We start from the raw sequence: 12,485 nt of genomic DNA on the forward strand, positions 1-12,485 counted from the left end.
CCTCAGACCGGCAGGTCCCGCAGCAGTCCGCCCAGGCGCAGGAGTTCCAACGGCGCGTGCTGGGCTAGCGAGAGTCCCACTATTTCCCCGGCTTCCCCCACGGCGTCGATGATCCGCAGCAGGTCCGGAACCCGTACACCGCGCGTTCCGTTGCCCGTCGCCCCGGTGAAGTCCCGGCGGTCCAGCACATCCAGGTCCACGTGCACGGCCAGTTTGCTGGCCCCGGTCAGGGCCAGCCAGTCCAGGATCCGGCGGGTATCCTCCGGGGTGTCCGTAATGCCCACACTGGCAATGCCCAGCCGCCGCTTGGTCGCGATGCCCGGATCCTGCCAGTCCTGCAGGCCCACGTGGAGGATGTTCGCGGGCGGCACCACGGCAGGCAGTGCGGCCAGGAACTCCGCGTCCCCCTCGCCGGCAAGGGTGGCCAGCGACATGGACCGGAACCCTGTGTAGCTGTCCCCGGGAAGACCGGTGTCCGGATGCGCGTCCACCCACAACACCGCCAGATCCGCACCGTACCGGGCCGCGAGATAGCTGAACGGCGCCACGCTTACAGAACATTCCCCACCGAAGGTGACTACGGATTCGGGATCCGCCTCCTGCACCAGGCGGACACCCGCCCGCAGCTGGCGCAGCACCGCGTCCCGGGCGTATATGCCGTTCACCGTCTCCACGGACTCGGTGTCGGTGCTGACCGGAACATAGGCCGTGGGCCCGTCGTGTCCGGGGGAGAGCAGCTCGAGCAGGGCCGGACCGAGATGATAGGAGAGCTGGGTCTGGTGTGGCTGCCCGGCAGGCAGGGAACCCACGGTGCCGGCGCCGGCAGCACCCTGCCACTGCGGAAAGACCAGCCGGAGGGCTCCGGGGCCGGAGGGATGCATGGAGGTCATGATCGTCCTTTGGTGCGGCGGGGATGCCACCTTACCGCCCGGCCGCCGGGCCAAAACAGGGGTGGGCACAAAATAGAATGGAGGAATGACTGCAACCCTCGTCGCCCGGGACCTCTCCGGCGGCCATGCGCACCGCACCCTCTTTGAACATTTGTCGCTGACCGTCGCGCCCGGCGACGTCGTGGGCGTGGTGGGAGCCAACGGTGCCGGAAAATCGACACTGCTGCGGCTGCTGGCCGGAGCTGCGGAGCCGCAGGCCGGAACGGTCAGCACCTCCCCGGCCGATGCCTTTGTGGGCTGGCTGCCGCAGGAACACGAACGGCTGGCCGGCGAGACGGTGGGCGGATACCTGGCCCGGCGCACCGGTTCCGCGGCCGCCACGGAGGCTATGGAAGCAGCGGCGGAAGCCCTGGGCTCCGGACTTCCCGGAGCGGATGACACCTACGCTGCCGCACTGGACCGGTGGCTTGCCTCGGGTGCGGCCGACCTCGAGGACCGGGCTCCCGCCGTGCTGGCGGACCTCGGACTGCAGCTTGGCATGGATATGGAGATGGTGGGGCTCTCCGGCGGGCAGGCGGCCCGGGTGGCGCTGGCCGCCCTGCTGCTGAGCCGCTTCGATATTGTGCTCCTCGACGAACCCACCAATGACCTCGACCTGGACGGCCTGGCGCGCCTGGAACAGTTCGTCCGCGGACTGCGCGGCGGCGTCGTGCTGGTGTCCCACGACCGCGAATTCCTCGCCCGCTGCGTGACCACCGTGGTGGAACTGGACCTGGCGCAGAACAGCGTGGCGGTTTACGACGGCGGATACGAGGCGTATCTGGAGGAACGCGCCGTCGCCCGCCGGCATGCCCGGGAGGCTTACGACGAGTTCGCGGACAAGAAGGCGGATCTGGTCTCCCGTGCCCGGACCACCCGGGAATGGAGTTCGCAGGGCGTGCGCAACGCCATGAAGAAGAATCCTGACAACGACAAGATCCGGCGCAAGGCCAGCACCGAGTCTTCGGAAAAGCAGGCACGGAAAGTCCGCCAGATGGAATCACGCATCGCCCGCCTGGACGAGGTGGAGGAACCACGCAAGGAGTGGCAGCTGCAGCTGAGCATCGGATCCGCACCCCGGTCCAGTTCCGTGGTGTCCACCCTGAACGACGCCGTCCTCACCAAGGGCGGTTTTACGCTGGGACCCGTGTCGGTCCAGGTGAACGCCGGGGAACGGATCGGCATCACCGGCCCCAACGGCGCCGGCAAGTCCACGCTGCTGCGGCTGCTGCTCGGGCGTGAGGTGCCCGACGCCGGCACCGCCTCCCTGGGTGCCTCTGTGGCCGTGGGGGAAATCGACCAGGGCCGCGGCCAGCTCCCGGCCCATTTGCCGCTGGGGGACGCCTTTGAGGCGGCCGTTCCGGACCTCTCGTCCGCGGAGGTCCGCACCCTGCTGGCCAAGTTCGGGCTCAAGGCCGACCAGGTTGGAAGCCGTGTCGATGCGCTGTCTCCCGGGGAACGTACCCGCGCTTCGCTGGCACTGCTGCAGGCCCGGGGAGTGAACCTCCTGGTCCTTGACGAGCCCACCAACCACTTGGACCTGCCCGCCATCGAGCAGCTGGAGGAGGCGTTGGAAAGCTACGAAGGGGCCCTGCTGCTGGTATCGCATGACCGGCGCCTGCTGGAAAACGTACGGCTCGACACCCGGTGGAAAGTGGCCGGCGGGAGGGTCGAGGCGGGGTAGGGTACGCCTGCTGCCCGGACAAAGGCCAGCTCCGACACACCTGTTTCGCGCCGGGTGTGATACAAAAGTACCCAGTACCGCATCCTTGGGAGGTGCGGAACGCAGGTCTCGGACGATTTCACGGAAGAAGTGTCCTCATGGCTCCATGGATTGGAAACCTCGGCTGCAGTGCAGCCTCTGCACACGGCGGCCGCCGTGGCCGCGGAGCAACACCGGTGCCGCATGCGCGCACCGCTTTGGGCCTGTTCGGGCGCATCGGAACCGCCAAGTGAAGGCGCTGAGGTCCGCGGACCTGCCGGTCCTGATCCTGGTCTGGATGCTGTGTGTGGGAACCGATTGGTCAACCGGCACAAAGATTGCCCTCAACGTCGCCGCAGTTGCCGGCCTGTGCCTCCGGGAAGCGGTTCTGCACCGCCGGCTGACCAGTGGCGCCGGCCGTGCCGTTCACGGACGCCGCAGCGCAGGGTCACGCCGCCGGCTTGTCGCCGCCGCCTAAGGTACAGCTCTCGCAACACAGCGGCTGGCTCGAAACTTGAAGCCGGGCCGCCGGCAACCGGCCCCGCATCTGGTGGGGGCCTTGGGGCGCGCCTATCGTAGGTAGTCGCGGGGGAGTCCTTCCCCGGCCGAAAAGAGTTCACCGTGGCTATCGACGTTGCGTCACTCGTGGTTGAAACCGGCAATGGTCTTGTGCAGGGAATTATTGATTCGGGGGTGCGTACCTGGCGCGGCATCCCCTATGCGGCCCCGCCGGTCGGCGGGCTTCGTCTCCGGGCACCCCGGCCCCCCGGCAGTTGGACCGGTATCCGCGACGCCCGTTCCTTTGGTGCCGTCCCGCCGCAGTCCAAGGCACCAAGCCTCACCGGAACCCGGCGCAGGGTTGCCATGGATGAGGATTGCCTGACCCTCAACGTCTCTGCCCCGCTGGAACCCCCGGACGGGTTGCTGCCGGTCCTGGTCTACCTCTACGGCGGGGCGTTCAGCTCGGGATCCTCCGCCGAGCCGACATACCGGGGCACCAATCTCGTCCGCGACGGCGGAGTCATCTATGTTTCGCTGAACTACCGCATCGGCGCCCTGGGCTTTATGGACTTCCGGGCGTACTCCACGCCCGGACGTCCGTTCGACGTCAATATGGGCCTGCGGGACCAGGTGGCCGCCCTGGAATGGGTGCAGCAGAACATCGAAGGCTTTGGGGGAGACCCGCACAACGTCACCCTGTTCGGCGAATCCGCCGGCGGTCTCGCTGTCACGTCGCTGATGTGCGTCCCGTCTGCACGGCACCTGTTCCACCAGGCCTACGCGCAGAGTCCGGCCCCGTCCGCCGCCTACTCTCCTGGCCTGCACGCGGCGTGGGCAGCGGACCTGCTGGAGATTCTCGGAGTTCCGCCCGCCGATGCCGCGGAAGCGTTGACCACCATGCCCGCGGCGAAGCTGGTCAATGCGACCCGGAAACTGACCACGAAGATCGGTCCCGTTAAACAGCCCGGATCACTCAGTGTCTCGCCGGTGATCGACGGCGGTTTCCTGCCTCGGCATCCCGTCGATGCCTTCCTTGCCGGGGAGTCCAACCCGGTTCCCCTGGTGCTGGGCACCATGGCCCGGGAGGGTGCCCTCTTCGCGAAGATCTCCAATATCCTGCCGTCCTCCGTTGTCCGGATCGAAAAGATGTTCGCCGGTACCGACCCGCAGGCCAGGGACCGCGTGGTGGCCGCGTATCCGGGATATCCGTCCCGGCAACGGTCCGTGGACATCAGCGGCGACCTGGTGTTCTGGTATCCGAGCCAGATGGTTGCCGAAGGACACTCGCTGGTCGCTCCCACCTGGATGTACCGCTACGACTATGCGACGCCGATGATGAACCTCCTGGGGTTCGGTGCCACCCACTCCTTCGACGTGCCCGTGATGTTCGGGGATACCGGAACCCGGACTGCCCGGGCCCTGACCCTGCTGGGCGGTGCCGGTGAAATCAAGGCACTGTCCCGCCGGTACCAGGGGTCGCTGCTGAGCCTTGCCTGGCATTCCCACCCCGGGAGCGACTGGCCGGCATACGACGGACTCCACCGGCATACCCGCATCTTCGACAAACTGGACCGGATCGTTTCCGATCCGTTCCCGGAACGCAGGCTTGCCTGGTCCGGCTACCGGGGCTACATCTGATCCTTCCCGGCACGGGTGCCGCCAGCGGCAGCTGCGTGAGAGCCTTAAGCCGGCTTTTGATTTTCCCGCACCCCCAGGCAAGGAGAGTTGGACAGCATGAGCGAACATTACGACGTCGTGGTCCTCGGAGCCGGACCGGGCGGATACGTGGCAGCCATCCGCGCGGCCCAGCTGGGTTTGAAGACGGCAATAGTGGAGGAGAAGTACTGGGGCGGGGTCTGCCTCAACGTGGGCTGCATTCCCTCCAAAGCACTGCTGCGCAATGCGGAGCTGGCCCAGATTTTCACCAACCAGGCAAAGACGTTCGGAATGACCGGCGAGGTCAGCTTCGATTTCGGGGCTGCCTTTGACCGCAGCCGCCAGGTGGCTGACGGCCGGGTCAAGGGCGTCCACTTCCTGATGAAGAAAAACAAGATCACCGAATACGACGGCCACGGCGTCTTCGCCGACGACCACACGCTCGAGGTGGACCTGTCCAGGGGCGGCAGCGAGACCCTCACCTTCGACAACGCGATCATCGCCACCGGTACCTATGTACGCCTCCTGCCCGGCGTCGAGCTGAGCCGGAACGTGGTGACGTATGAGGCCCAGATCATGGACCGGGACCTGCCGAAGAAGATCGTGATTGTCGGTGCCGGTGCCATCGGCATGGAGTTCGGCTACGTGCACCGCAGCTACGGTGTGGACGTGACCATCATCGAGTTCCTGGACCGGGCACTGCCGAACGAGGACGCGGACGTCTCGAAGGAAATCACCAAGCAGTACAAGAAGCTCGGTATTCCTATCCTCACCTCCACAAAGGTGGAAACGGTCAAGGACAACGGGTCTTCCGTCACCGTGACCTACACGGACAAGGACGGCCGGCAGGGCAGCATCGAGGCCGACCGGGTGATGATGTCCATCGGCTTTGCCCCGCGCACCGAGGGCTACGGCCTGGAGAAGACCGGGGTGCAGCTGACCGAACGCGGTGCCATCGGCATTGACGACTACATGCGCACCAATGTCCCGCACATTTACGCCATCGGCGACATTACTGCCAAGCTGCAGCTCGCCCACGTTGCTGAAGCCATGGGGGTGGTGGCGGCTGAAACCATCGGCAAGGCGGAAACCATGCCGCTGGGTGACTACCGCATGATGCCGCGGGCCACCTTCTGCCAGCCTCAGGTGGCAAGCTTCGGCCTCACCGAACAGCAGGCCCGCGACGAAGGGCACGACGTGGTGGTCAGTACCTTCCCGTTCACTGCCAACGGCAAGGCGCACGGCCTGGGCGAACCGGTGGGCTTCGTGAAGCTCGTAGCTGACAAGGAGCATCTGGAGCTGCTGGGCGGTCATCTCATTGGACCGGACGTCTCCGAGCTGCTGCCTGAACTGACGCTGGCGCAGAAATGGGACCTGACTGCCCACGAGCTGGCACGCAACGTGCATACCCACCCCACGCTGAGTGAGGCGCTGCAGGAAGCCTTCCATGGACTGACCGGCCACATGATCAACTTCTAGCGTTATCCAAGGGGGTCCACGAGCGGAGGGCACTGCCATGAAGCCAGGCAGAATTATCCTGATCGTCATCGGGTCCCTGCTGGTCCTTGCCGGGCTCTGTGCCGCCGCAGGTGCAGCCGCTCTCGGTCTCCTCGCGGCCGCCCAGCGCGGAGGCTACCTCTCGGTTCCGGAAGAGACCTACAGCGTCGGCTCCTACGCACTGACCAGCGAAAGCATCGAGGTCAGCCCCGGCGTCACCGCGGAGGACAACGTGGCCTCGGTGCAGCTGCGCGGAACCAACCCCAATGGAGAGTTGTTCCTCGGGATCGCGCCGGAGGCCGACGTCGAACGGTATCTCGCCGGAGTGGCCCATACGGAGCTCGAGGACGTGAGGTTCGACCCGTTTGCCGCGGACTACCGGGAGCTGCCCGGGACAGCCACACCGGCGCCTCCGGGCGAGCAGGACTTCTGGGCGGCATCCTCCGCCGGAACCGGGACCCGGGAGATTGAGTGGCCCCTGCAGCAGGGCGAGTGGACCGTCGTCGTGATGAACGCCGACGCCGCGCCGCAGGTCACGGCCGAGCTGCAGGCAGGCGTCCGGTCGGACCTCGTAGGGCCGTTCGCCTGGTCGCTGCTGATTGCCGCGGCAGTCCTGGTGCTTGGCGGAACCGCACTGATCCTCGCGGGCATCCTCACCGGACGGAACCAGCCGGGCGGACCGGCCGGCGGTTATGCCGGGCCCGAGGGCGGGCACGGCCCCTATGGTTACGCGAAGCCTCCTCGTCCAGCTCCCGCCCCGGCCTCGGTTCCCGTGCCCTATCCGGCGAAGCTCTACGGCGAGCTGGACCCCGGGCTGTCCCGCTGGTTGTGGCTGGTGAAGTGGCTGCTGGCGGTACCGCATTACTTCCTGCTCGTTTTTCTGTGGACCGCGTTCTGCGTGGCGACGGTCATAGCCGGCTTCGCGGTCCTGTTCACCGCCCGTTACCCGCGGGCACTGTTCGACTTCAATGTGGGGGTGATCCGCTGGAGCTGGCGGGTGGGGTTTTATGCCACCCAGGTGCTCGGTACGGACCGCTATCCGCCGTTCACCTTGGAGCGCACGGACTATCCGGCGGACTTCGACGTCGCATACCCCGAACGGCTCTCCCGCGGGCTGGTGCTGGTGAAGTGGTGGCTGCTGGTCATCCCGCACGCGCTGATCGTGGGCGCCTTCACCGGCGGCGGCTACGTCGTCGTGCGGCAGGCGGGACCGTTCGGCGGCTGGGAGCGGAGTGTCGGCGGCGGGTGGGATGACCCGGTGTACGGGACCGGCTGGACCGACTGGACGGAGGGCCCGCAGTCCGTCGGGGGATGGACGGCGGGCATTTCCCTGATCGGCCTTTTGGTCCTCGTGGCCGCCGCGGTGCTGCTGTTCACCGGGCGCTACCCGCGTCCGCTCTTCGACTTCATCATGGGCCTGAGGCGCTGGGCCTACCGGGTGCTGGCGTATACGGCGCTGATGCGGGACGAATACCCGCCGTTCCGGCTGGACCAGGGGCCGGTGGATGCCCGGGACCTGCAGGCCGGCGACTGGACGGGGGTTCCGGCTAACCGCGGGCACCCCCGCAGCGAAGCCGGGTAGGGCATACTGGCCGGATGACGAGGTTGGAGGGGCCGCTTGCCGACCCGCAGTCAGGTCTCTGGATTGCCGGACGGCTGGCCCAGGCGGGAACCGTCTCGGGCACGGTGCCGGAGGGGTTCGAGGCATATGCGCGCATCTTCCATCCGATCCACGCGCAGCTGATGGGCTGGCAGCAGGACGGTCCCGCGACGGTCGATTCCCGCACCATGCGCTGGCAGGAACTCGCCGAGGTCCGCGGAGCGGTTCCACACCCGCTGATGCAATGGGCGTCCATCCTGGCCGGTTACCGCAATCCGGTTTCGAACGAGCCGGGGTGGCAGTATGAGGACCCGCTGGTGGGGTCAATGCCTTCCGGGACCCTGGCCGAGGTGGTCCGTATCCTCGGCGCACACACAGCGGCGCCGGAGACGTGCACCGCGGGACTGTGGGACGGCTACGGGTGGGTCTCGGGCAGTGTGCAGGCCGCCTTCATCGACGCCGGCGGCACCGCTGCCCGGCTCCAGCTGCCCCTGCGCGGCTACCTGTTGTTCCAGGCGGACCTCTCCATCTTCGCCGGCAGGGGGTGGCAGGAGCGGAACGGCTGGGATCCGCTCCAGAGTCCGAACCTGCTGTGGCCGGCCGACGCGGCCTGGTTCCTCGCGACGGAAATCGACCTGGATACGACGCTGGTAGGCGGCCCGGCCGCGCTGATCGCGGACCTGGTGGAATCCAGGACCATCGAGGCACTGCAGGTCCCGGCGGACGGCGATGTCACAGCCCTCGGCGACACCGTCAATGAGGCACCCGACTGAGCCCAGGCCCGGAGGGAGCGGCATCACGCCAGGGTCAGGGACCTAACAGGGGTCTGTGAGCAAGGCATCCGCAGAACGGACGGATTGCCCGAAAGGCTGTGGATAAGCTGAAGATATGCCCCTTGAGAACATCAATTTCCATACCCGCAAATGGGTCCGGCCGGAAGACCTGAACGCCAACGGAACCCTGTTCGGCGGCAGCCTGCTGCGCTGGATCGACGAAGAAGCCACCGTGTACGCCATCCTGCAGATGGGTAACGGACGGGTGGTCACCAAATTCATGTCGGAGATCAACTTCGTCAGTTCCGCGGTGCAGGGCGACCTGATTGAAATGGGGCTCACCGCCACCAAGTTCGGCCGGACCTCCCTCACCATGCAGGCCGAGGTACGCAACATGATCACCCGCCGCAGCATCCTGACAATCGACAAGATCGTGTTCGTCAACCTGGATGAGAACGGCAAACCCGTTCCGCACGGCTACACCAGCATCAGCTACGACCGGGACCGGCTGCCTTCCCACCACATCCCCCCGGTGCCTTTCGGCGCCGAGCCTTTCGCGGGCTGATCCGGCCGCAGCGCATGCCCGTCCCCCCGGGACCTTTTCCGGTCCGGGGGAGGGATTCAAGGCATACTTATTCTTATGAGTCAGAACTTCCCCCTGCCGCAGGGGCACGCGGCGGAGGGGGAGCCACTGCGCATAGCAATCCTGGCCCATCTCCACCATCCGATTTCCAGCCCGTTCCTGGGCGGGCTCGAAATGCATACGTCGTTGATGGCGGATGAGTTCGCCTCGCGCGGCCACGACGTGACGCTTTTCGGCAAGGCAGGCTCCGAGTCCCGCGGCCGGGTAGTGGATGTTCTCGGGCGGTCCTTCGAATTCCAGCGCGGGCTGGCCCCGGAACAGATGCGCCGCCAGCAGCAGACGCTGGACGACGCTCTCGGCAGGGCCGTCGCCGCTGTGCGGACGGGGGACTTCGACATCGTGGTGAACAATTCGTTAAGCCTGCTGCCCTATCTCGAGCTGGCGGACCTTCCTCTGCTGACCATCCTCCACACCCCGCCGCTGCCCTGGATTATCGACGCCGTCGAGGACGGGCGTGCGCCGCTTTCACCCCTGCACCGCTTCGTCAGCGTCTCAGCGCGCAACGCAACCGGCTGGTCCGCGCATCTGCCGAACCTCCAGGTCATCCACAACGGCATCCGTCTGGCCGACTGGCCCGCCGGGACGCCCCGGCGCCCGGGCACCGCAGTCTGGGCCGGGCGCGTTACCCCCGAGAAGGGCCTGCACATCGCCATCGACGCCGCGCGGATGGCCGGCATGGAACTGCACTTCGCCGGTCCGGTCAGCGATGAAAAGTACTTTGAGCGCAGCGTCGCCCCGCACCTGGGCCGGGGAGTCCATCACGTTGGCCACCTTGACCACCGGAACCTTGCCGGCTTCCTGGGCTCCGGCGAGGTTTTCATTGCCTCGCCGGTCTGGTCCGAGCCGTTCGGACTCACCGCCCTGGAGGCGATGGCATGCGGCACCCCGGTCGCTGCCCTGCCATTGGGGGCCATGCCGGAGATCATCGACGCCGACGGCGGCCGGCTGGCCGAGGGCCTTGGCCCGGACGCCCTGGCTGCGGCCATCACCGAGGCGCGGCGCCTTGACCGGGACGGCGTGCGCAGATCCGCGGCCCGCTTCAGCGCCGCCGCCATGGTTGGTGCCTACGAGGACCAGATCCGTTCCCTGCTGGACCCGGATGGCCTGCCGTCGCAGCCACCCATGCCCGACGCCGCCCTCATACCGTAGGGATCCGCCAGTGCCCGCCTCCCGCTTGCCCCGCGTCGCCTACTACGCCCACCACCATGGCACCGGCCATCTGCGCCATGCAGCCAACATCGCCCGCCTGGGCGCAGTGGACCTGCTCGTCACGGGCACCGTTCCACCCGGGGGCGTTCCCCGGCTCCCCGGCGGGGCGCGGTTCGCTGCGCTGCCGCCCGACGTCGGCCCGCGTGGCCCGTATCCCGCGGGACCCGGGGAGTTCCTGCACTACGCGCCGCCTGGCCCAGCCCTGCAGGCACGGTTTGCGCAGCTGCACCGGCTCTGGGAAGAGTTCGCCCCGGACGTGGTGGTGGTGGACGTGTCGGTGGAGACAGCCGTTTTTGCCCGGCTGGCCGGCTACCCCGTGATCCACCGCAGGATGCACGGGGACCGGACCGACCTGCCGCACCGGCTGGCCTACGATTCCGTTCACGGGTTGCTCGCCTATTTCCCCGAGTCGATCGAAGACCCGGCGCACCTGCAGGCCTACGGCGCCAAGAGTTCCTACCTTGGCATGCTGGCGCCGGACACTGCTCCGGCGGCGGGCAGCTTCCCGGTCCGCGCGCGGACCGTGGCGGTGCAGACCTCACTCGGCGGCACCGGGGTGGAGCTGGGGGACGTCCTCGAGGCGGCCCGCAGCACCCCCGGATGGCAGTGGGAAGTGATGGGCCACACCGCGGGGGTACCCCAGCGGCTACCCGCGAACGTCGAGCTGATGGGGGTCGTGGCGGACCCGGGTCCACGGCTGGCCGCCGCGGACGTGGTGATTACGTCCGCCGGGCATAACGCCGTCGCCGCCGCGGCGGCCGCCCGGCGACCGGTGCTGCTGATCCCTGAACCGCGTCCGTTCCGGGAACAGGCTGTCTTCGCCGAATCACTGGCGGCGGCGGGTGCTGCCTCCGCGGAGGACCTTACCGCCGTGGAGAACTGGGAGGCAACGCTGGAGGACCTGCGCAGTACGGATCCGGAACTGCTGGCACGGACCCTGCTGGTTTCCCCGGACCGGTTCCGGGACCGCTTCCTGGCCGCCGTGGACTCTACGGTGTCGGGCGGGGCGGTGCCGGGCGGTGAAGCGCCGATGCAGGCGTCTCCCGGCAGCGCGGATTTCAGTACGGCTCGTTGACCCGGGCGGCAGCCAGCTCCGCTGGTCCGGGCACGCGGAGCAGGTGCAGGTATTCGCCGTCCCGGTCCCAGTCCACGTAGCCCGCGCTGGCAAAGGCCTCAAGCCAGCCGGTCATCGGCCAGCCGCCCCATTTACGCCGGAACGCCACCGCGTTGACCACGATGGATTCCAGATGATGCAGCGGCGGCCGGTGCACGCCGTGGTGCTGGTGGAACATGGTTGCTGCGGAGAATGCCAGCGGAACGGCTTTGCGCCGGGCGGTAAAGGCGAAGTCCGTGTCCTCGCCCCCGTAGCCGGCAAAGGATTCGTCGAAGCCGCCGATCCGCCCGTACGTATCCCGGTGGACGGCAAAGCCCAGCGACCAGAACAATGCATACTCCTGCGAGGCGATTGCCGCTTCCCCCGGCGCCGGTGCCAGGGAGGCACGGGCGTGGTGCGGTACCGAATCCCGGTACAGGACGCTGTCGCCGCCGCCGGACGCCCAATCCCGCACACCGGCGTCGGCCGTGAGGTACCGGGGTGCGGCCATCACCAGTCCGCCGGTCCGGTCCAGATCGGCCAGTAGCCGGTCGAACATGTCCGCGGCGGGAATGCAGTCCACGTCCAGGAAGACCAGTGTGCCGGACCGGGCGGCGGCGGCAGCTGCATTGCGGGCGGCGCCCAGGGGGAGCGGTGCGCCGGCGCCGCCGGACACATGGACCACCCGCAGCGGCACGTCGCTGGCAGGAGGAACGGCCGCGGGCTGGTCCATGTAGCAGACCACGATTTCAGCCGGCAGGCGGGTGGAGCGGCAGATTCCACGGACCGCATTGGCCAGGTGGATATCCCGGCCCGAACTGATGATGAGTACCGAGAATGCCGGATCGGAGCCGGTGTGCTGCGGCTGCATTGTTCCCTTCC

The 12,485-nt window shown here is 67.7% G+C and carries 11 protein-coding genes; 9 read left to right on the forward strand and 2 right to left on the reverse strand.

What is annotated here, in order from left to right; translation table 11 throughout:
- Positions 1-2: 2 nt before the first annotated feature.
- Complete coding sequence (locus tag QNO03_RS01750; RefSeq protein WP_229948141.1) at positions 3-890, reverse strand: arginase family protein; 888 nt, start codon at positions 888-890, stop codon at positions 3-5.
- Between the two features lie 85 nt (positions 891-975).
- On the opposite strand from QNO03_RS01750, the gene abc-f reads away from it, so the two are divergent.
- From abc-f to QNO03_RS01795, 9 genes are all read left to right on the forward strand, one after another.
- The gene (gene abc-f, locus QNO03_RS01755) at positions 976-2,613 is read left to right on the forward strand and encodes a ribosomal protection-like ABC-F family protein (RefSeq protein ID WP_289601562.1); all 1,638 of its coding nucleotides are present in this window, start codon (positions 976-978) and stop codon (positions 2,611-2,613) included.
- Between the two features lie 268 nt (positions 2,614-2,881).
- On the forward strand, positions 2,882-3,109 hold the full coding sequence (locus tag QNO03_RS01760; RefSeq protein WP_229948145.1) for a hypothetical protein: 228 nt from the start codon (positions 2,882-2,884) through the stop codon (positions 3,107-3,109).
- 143 nt (positions 3,110-3,252) lie between these two features.
- On the forward strand, positions 3,253-4,770 hold the full coding sequence (locus QNO03_RS01765; RefSeq protein WP_289601564.1) for a carboxylesterase/lipase family protein: 1,518 nt from the start codon (positions 3,253-3,255) through the stop codon (positions 4,768-4,770).
- 96 nt (positions 4,771-4,866) lie between these two features.
- Positions 4,867-6,267, forward strand: coding sequence for a dihydrolipoyl dehydrogenase (gene lpdA / locus QNO03_RS01770; RefSeq protein ID WP_289601565.1), 1,401 nt, complete (start codon positions 4,867-4,869; stop codon positions 6,265-6,267).
- A gap of 37 nt (positions 6,268-6,304) precedes the next feature.
- Positions 6,305-7,867: a DUF4389 domain-containing protein gene (locus tag QNO03_RS01775; protein WP_289601567.1), complete on the forward strand. Its 1,563-nt coding sequence runs from the start codon at positions 6,305-6,307 to the stop codon at positions 7,865-7,867.
- Between the two features lie 14 nt (positions 7,868-7,881).
- Positions 7,882-8,658, forward strand: coding sequence for a hypothetical protein (locus QNO03_RS01780; RefSeq protein ID WP_289601568.1), 777 nt, complete (start codon positions 7,882-7,884; stop codon positions 8,656-8,658).
- A gap of 115 nt (positions 8,659-8,773) precedes the next feature.
- The gene (locus QNO03_RS01785; protein WP_229948151.1) at positions 8,774-9,223 is read left to right on the forward strand and encodes an acyl-CoA thioesterase; all 450 of its coding nucleotides are present in this window, start codon (positions 8,774-8,776) and stop codon (positions 9,221-9,223) included.
- A gap of 75 nt (positions 9,224-9,298) precedes the next feature.
- A complete protein-coding gene (locus tag QNO03_RS01790; protein WP_289601569.1) occupies positions 9,299-10,450 on the forward strand; it encodes a glycosyltransferase in 1,152 nt (383 codons plus the stop codon).
- 10 nt (positions 10,451-10,460) lie between these two features.
- Entirely contained in the window at positions 10,461-11,585 is a 1,125-nt protein-coding gene (locus tag QNO03_RS01795; RefSeq protein ID WP_289601570.1) for a glycosyltransferase, read from the forward strand.
- Here the strand turns inward: QNO03_RS01795 and QNO03_RS01800 are convergent.
- Positions 11,569-12,474 (reverse strand): glycosyltransferase family 2 protein, encoded by a 906-nt coding sequence (locus QNO03_RS01800; RefSeq protein WP_289601571.1) that lies wholly within the window; start codon positions 12,472-12,474, stop codon positions 11,569-11,571. The genes QNO03_RS01795 and QNO03_RS01800 overlap by 17 nt on opposite strands.
- Positions 12,475-12,485: the final 11 nt, after the last annotated feature.

It is taken from the genome of Arthrobacter sp. zg-Y877, assembly GCF_030373105.1.
Classification (GTDB): Bacteria; Actinomycetota; Actinomycetes; order Actinomycetales; family Micrococcaceae; genus Arthrobacter_B.

Coding starts and splice junctions, on each gene's coding strand:
- QNO03_RS01750 (WP_229948141.1), bottom strand. CDS start 890: ATGACCTCCATGCATCCCTCCGGCCCCGGAGCCCTCCGGCTGGTCTTT.
- abc-f (WP_289601562.1), top strand. CDS start 976: ATGACTGCAACCCTCGTCGCCCGGGACCTCTCCGGCGGCCATGCGCAC.
- lpdA (WP_289601565.1), top strand. CDS start 4,867: ATGAGCGAACATTACGACGTCGTGGTCCTCGGAGCCGGACCGGGCGGA.
- QNO03_RS01775 (WP_289601567.1), top strand. CDS start 6,305: ATGAAGCCAGGCAGAATTATCCTGATCGTCATCGGGTCCCTGCTGGTC.
- QNO03_RS01780 (WP_289601568.1), top strand. CDS start 7,882: ATGACGAGGTTGGAGGGGCCGCTTGCCGACCCGCAGTCAGGTCTCTGG.
- QNO03_RS01785 (WP_229948151.1), top strand. CDS start 8,774: ATGCCCCTTGAGAACATCAATTTCCATACCCGCAAATGGGTCCGGCCG.
- QNO03_RS01790 (WP_289601569.1), top strand. CDS start 9,299: ATGAGTCAGAACTTCCCCCTGCCGCAGGGGCACGCGGCGGAGGGGGAG.
- QNO03_RS01800 (WP_289601571.1), bottom strand. CDS start 12,474: ATGCAGCCGCAGCACACCGGCTCCGATCCGGCATTCTCGGTACTCATC.